Genomic DNA, 18,115 nt, shown 5'->3' with positions numbered 1-18,115 from the left:
TGGTAAATGAGTGCGGATGAAAACAAGATTTTAAAAAACTACGTAGCAGGACTGAAAAACTACGATGAGGTTTTAGAATCGGATAAAAAAATAAATAAAAACTGGCAGCAACTGCTAGAAAATATAGGAGACATTGGCCTAGAGGAATTGGACTCTGTACAGAGCGAGATTAACTGGCTAATGGCGGAGAATGGTGTAACTTACAATGTTTATAATGAGCCCAATGGTCTAAATAGACCTTGGGAATTAAATGCGGTTCCTTTTGTAATTCACGAAGAGGAATGGAAAGAGGTAGAAAAAGGAATTCAGCAAAGAGCAGAGTTGTTAGACTTGGTGTTAAAAGACATCTATGGCAAACGAGAGTTGATTAAAAATAGAATTATTCCGCCAGAAGTAATCTACGAACACAGAGGTTTTTTACGACAATGCGATCAGATTGAATACAAGACACCTAAAAGTTTAATGGTGTATTCTGCGGAAATTTCTAGAGGACCCGACGGTAGAATGTGGGTGGTGAATGATAGAACGCAGGCTCCATCTGGTATGGGGTATGCTTTAGAAAACAGATTTACTACGCGTAGGGTTGCTTCAGATTTATTTCAGAATATAGAAGTAAAAATGTTGTCTGAGTTTTTTAAAGAATTCAACAAAACACTGATTGATGCAACAGAAGTTGAAAATCCGAATATTGTAATTCTTACACCAGGACCTCACAACGAAACCTATTTTGAGCATGCTTATTTATCTTCCTTACTAGGGTATCCTTTGGTAAAAGGAAACGATTTAATAGTAAGAGATGGTTATGTGTGGATAAAGTCCTTAAAGGGATTAAAAAAGGTAGATGTTATACTAAGACGTGTAGACGATGTTTTTGTAGATCCTTTGGAATTGCGAGAAGACTCTTTTTTAGGAGTTGCAGGATTGTTAGAGGTGGTTAGGAATCAGAAAGTGGCAGTAGTAAACCCTGTAGGAAGTGGTGTGATAGAGAATTCTGGACTAATTCCTTTTATGAATGCCATCTGTAACTACTTTTTTGATGAAGATTTAATTTTACCTCAGATTGCATCTTGGTGGTGTGGTCAGCAAAAAGAAAGAGATTTTGTTTTAAAAGACATTAAGAATTTTGTTGTAAAAAGAATAGATCGTTCTAATAGAGAAAGTATTTTCTTTTGCGAATTTTTATCAGAAGAAGAGATTTCCAATCTTAAAAAAGAAATTTTAAAACATCCGTATAGATTTGTTGCACAAGAGAAAATATCCTTTTCATCTGCTCCAAACTATGGAAAAGGGAAATTATCACCTAGAAAAATAGTGTGTAGAACGTTTTGTACGGCTACAAAAGACGGGTATAAAGTAATGCAAGGAGGTTTGGTGCGTGTGGCACCTGAAAGAAAGGCATTGCGTGTTTCCAATCAGAGAGGTGGAATTAGCAAAGACTTTTGGATTATAAGCGATGAAAAAGTAAGCATGCATCAGCAGTTTACGTATATGAATAAGAATATAGGAGCAACAAATATTAACGATTTGCCAAGTAATACGGCAGAAAATCTGTTCTGGTCTGGACGTTATTTGGGAAGGGCATTGCTAACTTCTAGATACCTGAGAATGGTGTTAGAGAACATGAAAAATGAACGTTACAGCTCTAAAAAAACAGATTCAGAGATATTAGTTCACCTGTACAAAGCAGTTACAAATATTACTTCTACTTTTCCTGGTTTTGTAGAACAAGGAGGAAAGGAAGCGTTAGAAAATCCTTTAAAAGAATTACAGGCAGTAATTTTAGATGGTACTAGAGTAGGAACCTTGGCACAAACTTTAAGTAGTTTTAGGTTCTCTTATTACAGCTTACGAAATTTATGGTCTAAAGATATTTGGAGGGTGTTTGATAGCTTAAATAAATTATGGTCTACCGTGGATGTAGATAAAAATTACAGCATCAATTCGCTAATACGTTTGTTAGATAGAACCATTTCTAGACTCATTGCTTTTATGGGCTTGATAGAAGAAAGTATCATGGTAAATCAAGGCTTGATATTGTATTTTATAGGGTTACAGATGGAGCAGGCTTCTATGAATATTGCAAAGTTTAGATCTATGGTGGTGTTTAATTTCGAAGAGCAGTTGAATTATCAAATACTAGAATCTTTATTAAACAGTCACGAGAGTTTAAATATTTACAGATACAGTTATCAATCTTATTTAAACATAGAGAATGTGGTTGATTTAATAGTGTTAGATAAAGAATACAAGAAATCATTACATTATCAACTTAGGCGAATGAAAAAGGATATCAGTCGTTTACCAGTACCAGAGAATGTAGTTGGTTTTGAAGAATGTCAGCAAAAAATAGAAGCCGCATGCAAAGTGTTGTTAGAAATGGATAAGGAGGTTGTTTTAACACCAAATCCAGAAAACAACGAAAGAGAAACTTTTGAGGAGACATTGTCGTTATTAAGTGATTTGTTGCACGAAACTTCTTTGGCAATAGCAAATACTTACTTTGATCATACGTACCAACAAACACAAATGGTACAACAAAATATAGAAGTCTAATGATTTATAGAGTTATCCATTCTACTACATATGAATACGACGAAGGGGTTACTTTTTGTCACAATATGGCTGTCTTAAAACCAAAGGACATTCTGGGGCAAAAATTAATAGACTATAAAATGGAGATTAGCCCCAAACCAACAGAGTTTTCAGAAAGAGAAGACTTTTTTGGGAATACCATTACTCGTTTTACCATTCAGGAACACCATAAGGTTTTAAAAGTTACTGCTACGAGTAGGGTTGTTAGAGATTACAAAGAATGTGAAGATATTAATAATCATGAAGCCAAAGATTTAACATTAGAAAAAGCTCTGGAGTTATTAAAAGGCTATGAAGAAGAGGTGTTGGATGCAAGACAGTTTAGATTAGAGTCTGTTTTGTTAAACAATGTGAGCGAAGAAATTAAGGCATATGCAACAGCCTCTTTTTTGACAGAACGTTCTGTTTACGAAGCAACTTATGAGCTAATGGAACGAATTTTTAAAGACTTTGAGTTTAACCCAAACGTAACTAATGTTGCTACACCTATTGATGAAGTAATGAAGGAGAAGAAAGGAGTCTGTCAGGATTTTGCACATGTGGCCATTGCTTGTTTGCGATCGGTAAATTTACCAGCAAGATATGTGAGTGGTTATATAGAAACTTTACCACCACCGGGAAAAGAAAAATTAATAGGAACTGATGCTTCACATGCGTGGTTCTCTGTTTATATTCCAACATTTGGTTGGATTGATTTTGACCCTACAAACAATCAGGTGCCTAAAAATCAACATATAATGGTGGCTTGGGGACGAGATTACTACGATGTAGCTCCTTTAAAAGGAGTTTTGTACACCAGTGGTGCCAGTCGTTTAAAGGTTTCTGTAGATATAAGACCCGATGAAGAGTATATAAGACAGCAACAGAGTCAACAGCAGCAATAGTATTAAGAAGAGTTCTTGTGAATAAAGTTGTAAGATCTACTTTTTTAGAAAAGTAAACAACGGTTATAAAAAGAATTATATTTAGAGCAAGTGATTATATTTTTATTAAAATGCAGAGCTATATAGATTTCGCAGCTAAGAATAATCTAGAACTTTTAGAAGAAGGAAATTGTCAATTTTGTGGTGCAGGCACGAAAAGAGGTGTTCATGAATGTGTTGAAATTTTTAGTTTAGGTTTTAAAAGTGTAGATTTTTCTTTGCCCAAAAATTATTTTTACCGTTTTCTAGTAGTGGATGCACACACTTTACAGCACTCTGAACTTCATGGTAGATGGAGTAATCATTTTCACTTAACACGTTTGCATTTAATTTTTAAATACAATGTAATTTGGACATATAAATTATCTCCAAAATTAAGCGAAACGCTAAATCAATATAAACTAAAAAGAGAAGAAGAATATTTACTGTCTCCCAAAGTATTAGAACGAGGTAAGATTACATCTGTTGATGTATTAAATGTATCGTACAATCAAGGAGCTTGTAAGCATAAAATAGAGGAGTGGGCAAAAGAGGTGTATTTTGTTTGGGGAGATTACCACAAGATGGTAGATAAGATTGCACAAGAGTTTCTAAATTTGAAATTGTAAAACCCTTGTATCTATGAAAATCAACTACCATAACAAACAGTTCAGAGTAGCTACTAATTCAGAAAATGGCGAAACGTCTTCTGATACTGTTTTTGAATACCATCAAGAAGGAAATATACTTACTTCTGCGTACGCAGGTGGTCAAATTAAGAAAGGACATTTAATTGGAATTGTAGATGAGAATGGGGTAATAGAGATGCGATATCATCAAATAAACTTACAAGGAGAATTAAAAACAGGAAAGTGTATTTCTACTCCAGAGGTTTTAGAGAATGGTAAAATTCGTTTGCATGAGGAGTGGGAATGGACAGTTGAGGGGGTGGAAACAACAGTTGGAGAAGCTTCTAAAGGAAGTTCTATTCTAGAAGAATTATAAATTTTATATTCGCTTATTGTAAAACCAAAAAATAAGTGAAAATGATTATTAGAGAAGCACAATTAGCAGATTTAGAACAATTAGCTCTACTTTTTGATGGGTATAGAGTGTTTTATAGAAAAGAGTCTGACGTAGAATCGGCTAAAGAGTTTTTGTTGGAAAGGTTACAACAAAAAGATTCAGAAATTTTTGTATGCGAAATGGAAGATGGAAAATTAGCAGGTTTTGTACAATTGTATCCTTTATTCTCTTCTACTAGAATGAAAAAACTATGGTTGTTAAACGATTTGTTTGTGAATTCGGACTATAGAGGTAAGGGAGCTTCTGTAGCATTAATAGAAAAAGCAAAGGATTTGGTAAGAGTGTCCGGAGCTTGTGGAATGTTTTTAGAAACAGAAAAAAACAATGTTATTGGGAATAATTTATATCCTAAAACCGGTTTTGAATTAAATACAGGGTCTAATTACTATGAGTGGAGCCCTGCTTAGTGCTTTGTTAACAACTCATTAGCAATTGAGCAATAATTATTTAAAAATTGTTAAATGTTTCTTTATTTTTGGAATCCTAAAATCAATAGAATATGTGGTTCGAAGTAAAAGTTAAATACAGTAAAATAGACGATAACGAAAAGGTTAAAACATTCAATCAACCTTATTTATTTGATGCTTTGACTTTTACAGAGGCAGAAGCACGTGCTAACGAAGAAATGGCCAAATACCTTTCCGAAGGTTTTAAAATTACCAATATTAAAGTGGCTAATTTTTCTGAGATTTTTCCAAGTGAACACGGAGATCGTTGGTTTAAATGTAAAGTTTCTTTAGTTACTTTAGATGAAGATAAAGGCTTAGAAAGAAGAACTAACACCTATGTTTTAGTTCAGGCCAACGATGTAAAAGATGCTTATGAGTATTTATTGGATCAGTTTTCTGATACGGTTTCTGATTTTTCAATTCCAAGTATTCAGGAATCTCCAATTATAGATATTTTCCCATTTTTTGACGGAGATGAAGAGTTAGAGTCTAAAATAGTAGCTAAAGAAGAAGCTGCTCCTACAGTTCCTCCTGCAAACGTTTATACAGACCCTTCTTTTGAAGAGGAGGAAGAGGATTTTGCAGAAGAGAGCCCTATAGTAGATGATGAGATTTTAGAGGATGACGATGTAGAAGAAGATACGGAAGATGTATTAGAGGAATAATATGCAACAACTAGCTTTTGTTTTTGGAGGTGTATTTGGATTTGTTTCTATTATGTTAGGAGCATTTGGAGCACACCTGCTTAAAAAGAAATGGTCTCATGATATTTTGGAAAGTTTTGAGACAGGAGTTAAGTATCAAATGTACCATGCCTTGTTCTTAATTCTTTTAGGAGGGATCTTAAATTTTGAGTCTAACTTTGCGTCATTGGCTGTTATTTTAGCTATTGTTGGGGTTGTTTTATTTTCTGGAAGCATCTATGGAATATGTACTTTAAAAAGTCGTGAACTTCCTGTTAAGTTTCTAGGTCCTATTACGCCTTTAGGTGGTTTATGTTTACTTTTGTCTTGGCTATTTTTTACAATAGCCATGCTAAGTTAACGCTATGAAAGACCAAAAAAAGTCTATTTCTTACAGAGGGTTTAAAGTTTTTGTTCACAGAAATAAGACCAATGTTACAAAGGCATTGGATATTTTTTTTGTTGGAGTAAAGAATGGAGCTAAAGATACTCAAAGAACCACAGGGCTTATCCAGACATTTCTTACCAAAGGGAAAATTAGTAAGGAAGAAGAAAAGTTTCTAAAAGTTTATATTTCCGATGTTTTAAAAATTGTTGGAATAGGGATTCCTTTTGTGTTGCTACCAGGTGCTACAATCATCATCCCTTTTTTAGTTCGTGCAGCAGAAAAAAGAAATATAGATTTATTGCCTTCTAATTTTAAGAATGCTTCTAAATCAAAGGAAAAAGAATAGGTTTTTTTAAAACTCATTAATTATCAGTATCTTAAAGGGAGTCTAACTTAAAATACCGATATTATGAGTACACAAAGAATAGTGGTAAAGAATGCCCTTAAGATTTATTTGGCCATCGTAGGTTTTTACTTTTTTATAAAAATTATAGGCCTATCTCATATAGTAGGATTTAGATTTTTAAATATTTTATTTGTTTTGTGGGGTATTAATAGCGCTATAAAGACAAACATTTTTAAAAGATACGACAATACGTATTTAAGCAACTTATTTATAGGCTTTGCAACAAGCTTCTTGGCGGTAATGGCTACATTGGTAAGTATGGTGCTTTATGTGTCTTTTATAGATGATTCATTACTAACCATGATACAGCAATCTTCTTTTTGGGGTAGTGGTTTGAATTTGCCTAAAATTTTATTTTCTATGACTGTTGAGGGAATTGCTTCCTGTGTAATTAGCTCTTTTACACTAATGCAATATTGGAAAAAACATAAAGTTGAATCTTATGTGTCTTAAAAGCTTAAAAAACTCAACCAAAACGGTTGAGTTTTTTATTTTTAGTGCTACTTTTAGGTCTTAAAAATCAACTATATGTTTACGTTAAAAAACTTTAAGATTGTTGCTTTGTTAGAGGGGATTTCATATTTAATTCTTTTAGGAATTGGAACACCTTTAAAGTACTTAACAGGGAATGATATTATTGTAAAAACATTTGGAATGCCTCATGGTGTTTTATTTGTTACCTATGTTATTTTTGCTTTTATTTTAAAATCGGAAATGAAATGGACGATTAAAGAGTTTCTTGTAATTTTAATATGTTCTGTTTTGCCTTTTGGAACTTTTTATGCCGATAAAAAATATTTGCAAACCAAATAACGCACAGATATGAAACAATTTTTTCTAGTAGTTTGTGTTTTGCTTACTGCAACAGCTTGTAAACAACATAAAAGTGCATTGTCTTTAGATGAAAGACCTATTTATAATGTGCACAAAGCAACAGCTAAAATTAAAGTAGATGGTGTTTTAGATAAAGAGTGGGAGAAAGCAGAGGTTAGGACTTTTGATTATTATTATCTGACAGAAAAGGAAGAAGAGAAACAGGCTACGTATTTTAGAATGTTGTGGGATGATGAAAATTTGTATCTGTTTTACGATGTAAAAGATGAGTTTATCAATGCAAATGAAATAAAACGAGATGGAGCGGTGTATTTGGACGATTGTGTAGAAGCTTTTTTTATTCCTGTACCCTCGGCTGAAAACATTCATTACTGTTTTGAAATGAATCCAAATAAAGCAGTGAATGATATCGTTTTTGTGAACGATTTTTATAATGGAGCAAATACATCAGTTAAAGCTTTTAATCCTAACTATAACATAGCTGTAAAATTAAAAGGGACATTAAACAATAATTCTGATGTTGATAAAGGATGGACATTAGAAATAGCCATTCCTAAAGAAACATTTAACATTACAGTGAATCAATATCCTATAGAGAAGGGGAGTAGATGGGCTTTTTTAGCACTAAAACAAATGAGAGATAGTGGTGAGATAGGAAGGAGAATGATGTCTTCTATGTTTCCTATAGAAAATGTAGAGGAAAAAGACGTACATCAACCAAGTATGTTTGGTTTGTTAGAGTTTGTAGATTAATAGATATGTACGCCTCTAAACGTTGTTCCTATTTGTAAAATATAAATGTCTTCTTTGTAAGAAGAAGTATCTATAATAATATCAGCATTCACTTTTTCTGTTTGGAATAAAATATCTCCTTGTATAGTATAAAGCTGAACAGTTTGATTTTTAGCAGATGCAACATCAATTTTAAGTTGATTTATGTTTAAAAGTTTTTTCATTTCTCTGACTGTAATTGAAACGTAAATTAAGTATATCTATAGTTTTTAGGTGTCTTTATCCGTTTTTAAGATGTAGCAAAGAGTATGATTACCGCTTAATAAGCATAGAATTAACAGTACTTATGGTTAAAACCAATAATTATGCAATACTTATCTAATGTTTCTTTAAAAAACTACAACACTTTTGGCATAGATGTAAAAGCCAAAAAGTTTATTTCTGTAGAGACTTTAGCAGATTTAAAAAAGGTGGTAGGTGAAAATGAAAATTTATTCTTGCTAGGAGGGGGAAGTAATATGTTGTTAACTCAGGATATTGATAAAACAGTGGTACACTTAAATCTTAAAGGAGTAATTGTTAATAACGAAACTGAGGATACTGTTGAGGTGACTGCTTATGCAGGTGAAAATTGGCATGAGTTTGTGTTGTGGTGCATTGATCAAGATTATGGAGGTTTGGAAAATTTATCTTTAATTCCCGGAAATGTTGGTACCAGTCCTATTCAGAATATTGGAGCATATGGGTTTGAGATTAAAGATACCATGGTTATTCTAGAAGCTTTAAATTTAGAAACCTTAGCCTTAGAAACTTTTAGCAATGCGCAATGTGAATTTGGTTATAGGAATTCTATTTTTAAAAACTGGGCCAAAGGAAAATATATTATTACGAGTGTAACCTTTAAGTTAACTACTAAGAATCATAAGGTAAATATATCTTATGGTGCCATTCAGGAAGAGTTAAAAGGAAATACTAGTCCAACCTTAAAAGAGATTAGTAATGCGGTAATTGCTATTAGAAATAGTAAGTTACCCAATCCTAAAGAAATAGGAAATAGTGGTAGTTTTTTTAAAAACCCAGTTATTTCAATAGAAGAATTTAACAACGTAAAGCTCAGGTATCCTAATGTTCCTAGTTATCCTGTTTCTGAGAAAGAAATAAAAGTACCTGCAGGTTGGTTAATAGAGACAGCTGGATTTAAAGGCAAGTCCTATGGAAGTGCAGGAGTTCATAGCAAACAAGCATTGGTTTTAGTTAATTATGGCAATGCCACGGGAAAAGAAGTATTTTTTATAGCGAAAGAAATTCAAGCTAAAATTAAAGAGCAATTTGGAATTTCGTTAGAAATAGAGGTCAATATTATATAGACCTTCAACATCTGTTTTAATATGTAGTTGTTATATTGTCCTTTTCATAGAGGTCTATGGCTATTTTTGGTAGGTATTTAACCAACTATCAAAATGAAAACAATTAGTAATAACTTTTTTTACAGGCCTTTATTTTTAGTATTAACCCTATGTATATGCGTTTCGGCAGCGTGTGATAAAAAGGAAGAAACCTTTATACCACCTGTTAGTACTCCTGATGAAATAGAGAATCCTAAAGATGAAGAGCAACCAGGTGACGAACAATCTAATGAGAATCCAAATCCTTCAGGACCTTATTTTGTAGAGGTAGATCCTACTCCTTCTACTAAAGAGTGGAAAAAAGTGGAGAATTTGTCGGATGAATTTAATGGTGAATTTGATGACTCTAAATGGTTTAAAGATCCGTCAGAAGATCCTTTTGGATGGTATGGTAGAGAGCCTGCTTTGTTTGAGTCTGAGAATGTTTCTGTAGCAGATGGAGATTTGCGTGTAACAGTTAAGAAATTTACTACGCCTAAGACGGTTAGAGGAACAGCATGGACTCATGGAGGTGCTATATTAAGGTCTAAGGTTAAAGCAGGGCCAGGACAGTATTACGAGTGTAGAATGCAGGCTAATAAAACGGTAATGTCTTCTACTTTTTGGATCGCATTTTTACAAAACTGCAGTACAGGACCTCAAAGAAAGTTAGAGTTAGATATTCAGGAATGTGTAGGTCGTGTACATGATGGAACGCATAGTTGGGCTAAAAAATGGAATAAAAGCTATCATTCTAACACGTGGAGACATGCCAGAAGTTGTGATGTGGATACGGCTCAGAATTCTCCAGCAAAAACAGATATGGACGAAGAGAATAATTCTAGGTATTTTGTGTACGGTTGTTGGTGGAAATCTCCAAGAGAAATATTGTTCTATTTAGATGGGAAACACGTGCATTCTATAACAAATCCGCCAGCAGATTTTGATATTGAAGGACATATAACTATGGCTATTGAAACGTATGATTGGAACCCAATAGATGCTAATAATATTTTTGAAACAGCTTCTGAGGAAGATAGAACAACAAAATATGATTGGGTAAGAACATGGGTGCTAGAAGATAAATAGTACGTTTTTATAAATTTAGTAAAGATAGCCTTGCATTTTTTTGTAAGGCTTTTTTTATTGAAAATTATAGCGGGTGATTTTTACTGTAAAAAGTAAATTCCATGCTTTTAAATTAAGAAAACGACTTTTTTTTAGTTTAAAAACTAAACTAAGATTCCGTTTTTTATTGTTTTTAGATATTTGTATTTTTTGTTGTATCAATATTACTTATAGAAGGTGAGAATGTGATTTTGGAGTGTCTTTTTTAGGATAGTACTCTTTTTAGGGGTTTGTTTTTAATGTTTTAAAAAACATCTCTTTGAGTGTGTTGAAGATTAGGGAATTACTGGTTTTTTATGAGTATTGAAACTTGTGCTGTATGTATAAATACAGCAGATTTTTGTCGTTTATTTTTATTCAAAACAGTAGGTTTTGTGTATATTTTAACATGTGGTATTGTGTTTTTTTGAGTATTGTAATGACAGGTTGTTTTTAATCTGTAGGCTGATATTTGTTATTCTTTTGATGTACAGTTGTTTATGAATGTTGTTTTTGATAAATATTTGCTTTGAACTAATAATAGTTGTATCTTAATAAAAAAAGCGATACTATGAGAAATGTTAGACCTACCCCTAGAAGACTTTCTGTGCTTAACAGTGAAGTTAAAGCCCCTACTCAAATGGAAAAAAGTAATGTTTATGTAATGGATTTAAAGAGCTTTGTTTTTAAAGTCTCTAAAGATGCTAACCCCGGCTGGAGAAAATCTATGTAGTAAACTATTACCCCATGTAAAAAAAGACCTGCAAAATAATTGCAGGTCTTTTTTTATTAGATAAAGTTTAGGTTGTCAAATGATTTACCTAGTACTTTTTTAGGATCAGCATGCATCCATTTTTCTAGAACAGTTGCGTAAACTTTTCTAAAGTCAATCTCGTATTTTAAATCTCCGTTTTTGTCTAAGTCATTTAAATCAACATTTTTATTATAAATACCGGGTTTTTTAAGATTCTCCGTTAAGATAAATAAGTTGTTAGCTGCTCCATGATCTGTTCCCATTCCGGCATTTTCCTCTACCCTTCTTCCGAATTCAGAAAACACTAAAATAAGAGTGTCTTTAAAGGTGTCGTGCTTTTTTAGGTCTTCAACAAATACATTTAATCCTTCGGATAAAATTTTCATTAATCTTTGGTGTCTATTTTTTTGAGAGACATGCGTATCAAACCCTCCCATAGATACATAGTATGCTTTAGTTTCTAAATGTGAGTTTATAAATTGAGCAGTAGTGGCTAACTGTTTTCCAAATTGATTTTTTGGATAGTTGGTTTTTGATTTGTAAGTTTTAGATGTTTCAAAGATATATGATGCGGAAGATTCAGCCTGTATCATTTGTTTGTATAGATACCCTAAATTTTCTTCACTTAAATGTTCGTCTAAGTGATGTTTGTTTAGTACTTTTTTAAAGAAAGGATCTTTTGCGTTCCTATTTAGTAATTTTGGATCATATGCAGATATTCCGCTTTTATCGGCTCCTTTAAGAGCAAGCGAAAGTTTATTATCAACATCAATTGCCATATGAGCGTCTAAATCATAATTGTCTAGATAGTTACCTAACCAACCTGTAGATTTGTATTCATCAGCATTACTGGCTGTTTGCCATATGTCGGCAGATCTAAAGTGAGATCTTACAGGGTTTGGATACCCAACATTATTTATGATACTTAAATAGCCTCTATCGTATAGGTCTTTAAAGCCACTCATGTATTCAGGAACACCTACTTCTCCGTTTAGATTAAGGATTTCATTTGGTTTTACAGATATTTTAGGCCTTTTTTGATAGTATAAGTCATTTCTGTAAGGAACAATCGTATTTAAGCCGTCGTTCCCTCCTGAAAGCTGTATAACGACTAATTTTTTATGTCCCAGTTTATTTTTTGGTATGTTTTCAAAAGCCCTTACAAAACTAGGTACAAATAACATTCCACTGGCTAATGAGCTATTTATTAGGAAATCTCTTCTTTTCATGGTAGTAGGGTTTTAACACATTTGGTATTCAGGTAACGACATAAGAGCAATGCAGAATTCTCTTGGTGTGTGGTGGTTAATAGATGTAATAACGTCTTTAGTCTTAGAAGAAAGCTTAGAGCCAACAAGTGTTTCTTGCCATTCTTCTAAGGTTGTGTTTTCGTGAATTTTATCAAAGTCTTTCCAGTCTATCTTTGTGAAAACAAAATAAGCTTTGTTTCTTTTACGTTTACTAATCATGTCAAAATCGTCTTCAAATTCAGATTCAGGCTCCATTTCTATAGCTCTTTGTTGTGCTATGGCAGAAGTTAATTTTAAACGAATCATTATAGTGTTGGCATCTATCCATTGTTTACCGCCAGGCCATCCGGCAACATTGGGAGGATAGAGTAGTTTTTGTCCAAGATTGTATTGTAGGTATTGAAAGTATTTTTTCTTTTTAAATTCAAACGGGATAACATTATGAATACCAACAATTAGTTCTACAGGAGATTTTATTTTAACATTTTTATTTTCTTTATCGTAAAACCAATCAGAGGTGAGTACGTATTCCATAAGCTTGTCTATTCTATAGTTCTTACGAAATATTTTAGCCATTTTTTTTATATGCTTTTTGTTTGGATTGGGATTAACGAATTCTTTGTAAATTTTTTCGCAAATGAAAACAGCACATTGGGGTTGGTCTAATATAATATCAATAATTTCTTCTCCTCCAAATTTTCCTGTTTTTCCTAAGAATGTTTTTTCTCCAAAATCATGGAGTCTTTTTCTAAACACAAACACTCCATCTTTGTCAGAGGACCATCCTGTAAAAGCTCTGGCAGATTCTTTAATGTCTTCTTCTGTATAATTCCCTACTCCTAATGTAAATAGCTCCATTAGCTCTCTTGCATAATTCTCATTAGGGTGTTCCTTTTTGTTTTGTTGGTTATTTAAATAACGAATCATCATAGGGTTCTTAGAAATAGCCAATACAAAATCTTTAAAGTTTCCAAGGCTGTGTTTTTCTATTACTTTTAAATAGTCTTCCGTTAAGTGTAGAAAGTTACTAGAGCAAACAAAATGATTTGCCCAAAATAATCTCATCTTATCGTGTAATAATGTTTTGGAACTGTATAATTGTTCAAACCAATACGTGTTTAAGTCGATTAAAAGCTTTCTGTTTTCTTTTTGCGCTTTCATTCTCCTTTCTCTTAAGTTTTTAATGGTGTTAAACTGATCTAAGCTGGAAGAGTCAATCTGTAGACGTTTTGTTTTTTTTGATTTCTTAAGAAGTAATTTGATGTGTTCATCTCTATCTATGTCTTGAGTTTTTTTTATGTCTTTAGGTAAGATTCCAAAGCCAATTCTATTGTATAGATGTATTAGGTCACTTTTTTTCATAAAGCATAATAGAATTTAGAAGTTATAGTGTTATGACTTTGTTTTTTGTTAAAAGTTTAATGTTCTGTGTTTTTTATTATGGAATATCTTGCAATCTTTTTTAGGTATTGTTCTTTTTGTATAGAATGTATGGTTTGTGTGAGAAACGCTTAAAAGGGGGTTGTGTGCTAATAGGTTGATGTTTAAAGCGTTAAATTTTAGTTATTAAAATGTTGTTTTTTTTCTTGTGAGAACCATTCTTGTACGCTACCTTTGCAGTCCAAATCGCGGGATAGAGCAGTAGGTAGCTCGTCGGGCTCATAACCCGAAGGTCACTGGTTCGAGTCCAGTTCCCGCTACTAGTAAAGACACTTCATTTAGAGGTGTCTTTTTTGTTTTAGGGACGTTTGATTGTTTGTAACTGGACGAGAAGTCTGTACAGAGACTTTCGGTAAACTTAAGACAGCCTAAATATTAATGTAGCCGGGATGAGTCCAATTGGAGCTATTAACAAAGACATTTCATTTAGAGGTGTCTTTTTTGTTTAAAAAAATTGATTTAGTGCTAATCTTAGAACTTTAAACCGTTACTTATTTAAGGTTTGATTTAGTTTATTGTTTTTTGTGTGGTTATTGTTGTTTTATGTTGTGAATTACATTGTTTTTTGGTCTTAAAGCTATTGTATTTGTATTTTTTTAAAAATATTTATTAGTTCTAAGTCTAGTAGTTTGTTTTTGATGAGTTCTGTGTACAGTTTTTGGTATTAATTGAGCTTTTGTTTTGTTTTATTTTATATGTATAATTTATTTTTTTTTAAGTTAAGTATTTGTTTTTTAGTTTTTTAGGTTTATTTTTTGTCGCATTTGTTTTTTTGTTTTTTTAAATTTTTTGTTTCTGGTGTTCATGTTTTTTTAGACGTATGTATTGTTGTTTTTTATTTAGTTTTTAAACATATGAGTTATCGAATTATTAAAAAATAACCTTTATTATTACTTATTTAACACATCAGATGTGTTTATTAGTTAATAAGTCCCCCTTGTAAACGAAGAATTTCTACAAATTTGGAGGTGTAATATAAACATACTTAAACTATGAGATTTAAACTATTTGAAAACAAAAAGCTAAGATGTGTAGTGTTTACACTCATTAGTGTTTTTAGTTTCAATTCAATGCAAGCGCAAACAAGGAAGGTTGCAGGTTCTGTAACGGATGAGAAAGGCGAGCCATTGATTGGAGTAAGTGTTAGTGTAAAGAGCACTGGGAAGTTAACCATTACTGATTTTGATGGTAACTTTGAGATTCCTGTTAAAAAAGGAGATGTATTGGTGGCTGACTACCTAGGATACGGAAAAAAGGAAATTAAAGTCAAGGATCAAAGTAAAATAACCATAGTACTATCAACTAGTGCTGAAAGTTTAGATGCGGTTGTTGTAGTTGGTTATGGAAAACAGACCAAAAAGGAGGTTACAGGTTCTGTTGTTAGAGTACAATCAGAGCAGATTAACAAAATAGCTACAGCTGATGTAGGTACGGCTTTGCAAGGAACGGTTTCTGGAGTTAACGTTGTAGCTTCTTCAGGAGAGCCAGGTGAAGCGGCTAATGTTATTATTCGTGGTGTTTCATCGTTAAACGGAAGTAATTCTCCTTTGTATGTTGTAGATGGAATACCTTTTGAAGGGGATCCGCAATTAAGTACAAGTGAAATTGAATCAATTGATGTTTTAAAAGATGCTTCTGCAGCGATATATGGTACACGTGGAGCAGCTGGTGTAATTTTAATAACAACCAATAAAGGTAAAGTTGGAGAGATGAGTGTTAGATTAAATAGCTATTATGGTGTTCAGAAAATAACATCTGGTACAGCTTTACTTAATAGGGAAGATCGCTTGTATTCAGAGTTTATTAGACAGCAAATGTTACAGGGTACAACGTTTGGAAATACGTGGACAAGAGTAGAAGATAACGAGCATAGGCTTACTTATGATACAAACTTTATTGATATAATAGAGAATGACAATGCACCTATTCAGAGCCATAATTTAAGTGTTTCTGGTGGTTCAAAGGGTTTAACATATAATGTGAATTTAAACTACTTTAGTCAAGAAGGGGTTTTAATAAAAACAGATTTTCAAAGATATAACTTAAGAGCTAATACTCAGTTTAAAAAAGGAAAATGGAAAATCGATACAGGTTTGTCTATGAGGGTTGACGAAAGACTAAGACCTCCTTTTGGGTTATTGAGAACAGCTATTTCTTGGGATCCTTTAAGACAAGCTATAACACCTGGGGATGATACATTAGATGGAGATCCGGGTGATGGGCAAACTGCAGAGAATTTTTCTCAACTAGGTTTTAGACTATTAGAAAGAAATACAACAAAGGATAGGTATTTTGATGCGAGGTTAAATGCGAGGTACGATATCACTGAGGCTTTGTCTTTTACTACAAGAGCTTCTGCGAGTTTTGGAGATGGTTTTCAGGAAACTATAAGGCCCAACTTCTATGCGTTTCAACCTAATGGAGATAGAGTTATTACCCCTCCATCAGAGATCAGAAATACTAGTACTCAATCAGAAAAAACAACTTGGGAAAGTATCTTAAACTATAACAAGAAATTTGGTAAACACAAAATAACTTTAACTGGTGTTTATTCTGCTGAAAAATATAGTTACTCTCAATTTTTAGCTAGTAAACAAGATATTTTTGATAATAGTATTACCGTTATTAATGGTGCGACAAGTGAGTCTTCATTAGCTGAGTCTGGACGAAATAGATGGACATGGAACAGAACAAATGCTCTTTTGGGAGCTTTAGGAAGAGTTCAATACAATTACGATGAAAAGTATTTATTAAGTGCGAGTATTAGAAGAGATGGTTCTTCTAGGTTTAGAAAAGAAGCTTATGGTGAGTTCCGATCTTTATCTTTGGGGTGGAATGTTTCTGAAGAAAGTTTTTGGGCTCCACTAAAAAGTACCATCAACTCATTCAAAGTTAGAGCCAGTAGTGGTGAAACAGGAAACCAAGGTATACAAGATTATAGTTATGCTGGAGTTTCTACATTGCAACACGATTACTTAATTGGTAGAGATCCTGAATTGGTTTTTGGTGCTATACAAGAAGCATTTGAAAATCAAGATGTTAAATGGGAGACTTCTGTGTCTAGAAACTTAGGAATTGATGTGTCTTTCTTTAAAAACAAGTTTACTCTTACTGCAGATATTTACAAAAGATCTACCGAAGATATGTTGTTTCCTATTAAGATTGCTCCTTCAAACGGTGCGGGAGGTATTCGTGCTGCTACTTCTAGTATTGTTAGAAATGTTGGAGACATGGAGAATAAAGGTTTGGAGGTTGCTTTAAAATATAGAAAACGAAAAGGTAAATTTAAATGGGATGTTGCTGGTAATTTCACAATGAATAGAAACGAGGTTACTAATTTAGGTCCTACAAATAATCTTATACCATTAGATGGGTCAACAATTTCTGGTCATAATAATGATTCTGATTTAGTTTCATTTTTAGCAAAAGGTTATGAAGCTGGTTCTTTCTTTTTACATAAGACAAATGGAGTTGTTAGTAATCAGGAACAATTAGATGAGTATTTAGCAATAAACCCAGATGCTAAGTTTGGGGATTTAATTTATGTTGATCAGAATGGTGATGGAGAAATTACAGATGAGGACAAGACTTATGCAGGTAGTGGGCAACCAGATTTTGAAGCAGGTATAAACTTTAATGCAAATTATAAAGGATTTGATATGTCTGTTCAAATGTATGGTTCTTTTGGAGCAGAAATTTTAAATGGTAATAGAGCTTTAGCGTACAAAAGTAATACTCATCAGGATTTAGTGCATGCATGGACACTGCAAAATCCAAATACTTCTGTCCCTGTTAATAGAAATGCAACACATAATAATGTAAGAAGTCACACAGACTATTGGGTGGAAGATGGAACATTTGTAAGACTTAGGAACATTGTTTTAGGGTATTCTTTTCCTAAGAAAACAATTAATAGTATTGGACTAAATAGACTTAGAGTATATGTTGCTTCTCAAAACCCTCTTACTATAACTAAGTACAAAGGATATGATCCTGAAGTTGGAGGAAATGGTTTAAGTACAAGAGGTATTGATAGAGGGAATTATCCTGTTTCAGCTCAAATCAGAGGAGGATTACAGTTACAATTTTAAGGAAAAAAAGATAGAA

18 protein-coding genes and 1 tRNA gene are annotated in these 18,115 nt (G+C 32.8%); 16 read left to right on the top strand and 3 right to left on the bottom strand.

Going from position 1 to position 18,115, the window contains the following annotated elements; genetic code table 11:
- Positions 1-6: 6 nt before the first annotated feature.
- The 11 genes from ACXHHC_RS06225 to ACXHHC_RS06175 all read left to right on the top strand — a co-directional run bounded on the left by ACXHHC_RS06225 (position 7) and on the right by ACXHHC_RS06175 (position 8,093).
- The gene (locus tag ACXHHC_RS06225; protein WP_458228773.1) at positions 7-2,553 is read left to right on the top strand and encodes a circularly permuted type 2 ATP-grasp protein; all 2,547 of its coding nucleotides are present in this window, start codon (positions 7-9) and stop codon (positions 2,551-2,553) included.
- Positions 2,553-3,476, top strand: coding sequence for a transglutaminase family protein (locus ACXHHC_RS06220; protein ID WP_458228772.1), 924 nt, complete (start codon positions 2,553-2,555; stop codon positions 3,474-3,476). The genes ACXHHC_RS06225 and ACXHHC_RS06220 overlap by 1 nt, the downstream gene beginning before the upstream one ends.
- A gap of 110 nt (positions 3,477-3,586) precedes the next feature.
- The gene (locus ACXHHC_RS06215; RefSeq protein WP_458228771.1) at positions 3,587-4,123 is read left to right on the top strand and encodes a DUF5946 family protein; all 537 of its coding nucleotides are present in this window, start codon (positions 3,587-3,589) and stop codon (positions 4,121-4,123) included.
- A gap of 13 nt (positions 4,124-4,136) precedes the next feature.
- Positions 4,137-4,499 carry a n-acetylglutamate synthase gene (locus ACXHHC_RS06210; protein ID WP_458228770.1) on the top strand — a complete coding sequence of 121 codons (363 nt, stop codon included), beginning with the start codon at positions 4,137-4,139 and terminating at the stop codon, positions 4,497-4,499.
- 41 nt (positions 4,500-4,540) lie between these two features.
- Entirely contained in the window at positions 4,541-4,987 is a 447-nt protein-coding gene (locus tag ACXHHC_RS06205; protein WP_458228769.1) for a GNAT family N-acetyltransferase, read from the top strand.
- Positions 4,988-5,079: 92 nt separating this feature from the next.
- On the top strand, positions 5,080-5,694 hold the full coding sequence (locus tag ACXHHC_RS06200) for a DUF4494 domain-containing protein (RefSeq protein ID WP_458228768.1): 615 nt from the start codon (positions 5,080-5,082) through the stop codon (positions 5,692-5,694).
- 1 nt (position 5,695) lies between these two features.
- On the top strand, positions 5,696-6,073 hold the full coding sequence (locus tag ACXHHC_RS06195; protein ID WP_458228767.1) for a DUF423 domain-containing protein: 378 nt from the start codon (positions 5,696-5,698) through the stop codon (positions 6,071-6,073).
- Positions 6,074-6,077: 4 nt separating this feature from the next.
- Entirely contained in the window at positions 6,078-6,446 is a 369-nt protein-coding gene (locus tag ACXHHC_RS06190) for a hypothetical protein (RefSeq protein ID WP_458228766.1), read from the top strand.
- Between the two features lie 63 nt (positions 6,447-6,509).
- Entirely contained in the window at positions 6,510-6,959 is a 450-nt protein-coding gene (locus tag ACXHHC_RS06185; protein ID WP_458228765.1) for a hypothetical protein, read from the top strand.
- Between the two features lie 75 nt (positions 6,960-7,034).
- Entirely contained in the window at positions 7,035-7,319 is a 285-nt protein-coding gene (locus tag ACXHHC_RS06180) for a DUF3817 domain-containing protein (RefSeq protein WP_458228764.1), read from the top strand.
- A gap of 9 nt (positions 7,320-7,328) precedes the next feature.
- Positions 7,329-8,093 carry a carbohydrate-binding family 9-like protein gene (locus ACXHHC_RS06175; protein WP_458228763.1) on the top strand — a complete coding sequence of 255 codons (765 nt, stop codon included), beginning with the start codon at positions 7,329-7,331 and terminating at the stop codon, positions 8,091-8,093.
- Here ACXHHC_RS06175 and ACXHHC_RS06170 read toward each other — a convergent pair.
- Positions 8,090-8,296: a T9SS type A sorting domain-containing protein gene (locus ACXHHC_RS06170; RefSeq protein ID WP_458228762.1), complete on the bottom strand. Its 207-nt coding sequence runs from the start codon at positions 8,294-8,296 to the stop codon at positions 8,090-8,092. The two genes, ACXHHC_RS06175 and ACXHHC_RS06170, sit on opposite strands and share 4 nt — an antisense overlap.
- A 141-nt stretch (positions 8,297-8,437) precedes the next feature.
- On the opposite strand from ACXHHC_RS06170, the gene murB reads away from it, so the two are divergent.
- The 3 genes from murB (at position 8,438) to ACXHHC_RS06155 (ending at position 11,297) form a co-directional block, all read left to right on the top strand.
- Positions 8,438-9,439: a UDP-N-acetylmuramate dehydrogenase gene (gene murB, locus ACXHHC_RS06165; RefSeq protein ID WP_458228761.1), complete on the top strand. Its 1,002-nt coding sequence runs from the start codon at positions 8,438-8,440 to the stop codon at positions 9,437-9,439.
- Positions 9,440-9,532: 93 nt separating this feature from the next.
- Positions 9,533-10,546 (top strand): family 16 glycosylhydrolase, encoded by a 1,014-nt coding sequence (locus ACXHHC_RS06160; protein ID WP_458228760.1) that lies wholly within the window; start codon positions 9,533-9,535, stop codon positions 10,544-10,546.
- A gap of 589 nt (positions 10,547-11,135) precedes the next feature.
- Entirely contained in the window at positions 11,136-11,297 is a 162-nt protein-coding gene (locus ACXHHC_RS06155) for a hypothetical protein (protein WP_458228759.1), read from the top strand.
- 56 nt (positions 11,298-11,353) lie between these two features.
- Here the strand turns inward: ACXHHC_RS06155 and ACXHHC_RS06150 are convergent, their stop codons facing one another.
- Positions 11,354-12,547 (bottom strand): DUF1501 domain-containing protein, encoded by a 1,194-nt coding sequence (locus ACXHHC_RS06150; RefSeq protein WP_458228758.1) that lies wholly within the window; start codon positions 12,545-12,547, stop codon positions 11,354-11,356.
- 12 nt (positions 12,548-12,559) lie between these two features.
- On the bottom strand, positions 12,560-13,930 hold the full coding sequence (locus ACXHHC_RS06145) for a DUF1800 domain-containing protein (RefSeq protein ID WP_458228757.1): 1,371 nt from the start codon (positions 13,928-13,930) through the stop codon (positions 12,560-12,562).
- A gap of 265 nt (positions 13,931-14,195) precedes the next feature.
- On the opposite strand from ACXHHC_RS06145, the gene ACXHHC_RS06140 reads away from it, so the two are divergent.
- Positions 14,196-14,268: transfer RNA gene (locus ACXHHC_RS06140), tRNA-Met, on the top strand.
- Between the two features lie 732 nt (positions 14,269-15,000).
- Positions 15,001-18,099 (top strand): SusC/RagA family TonB-linked outer membrane protein, encoded by a 3,099-nt coding sequence (locus ACXHHC_RS06135; RefSeq protein ID WP_458228756.1) that lies wholly within the window; start codon positions 15,001-15,003, stop codon positions 18,097-18,099.
- The last annotated feature ends 16 nt before the right edge of the window (positions 18,100-18,115 follow it).

This window comes from Wenyingzhuangia sp. IMCC45574 (genome assembly GCF_054182685.1).
This window is presented reverse-complemented; position numbering and strand designations above follow the sequence as displayed.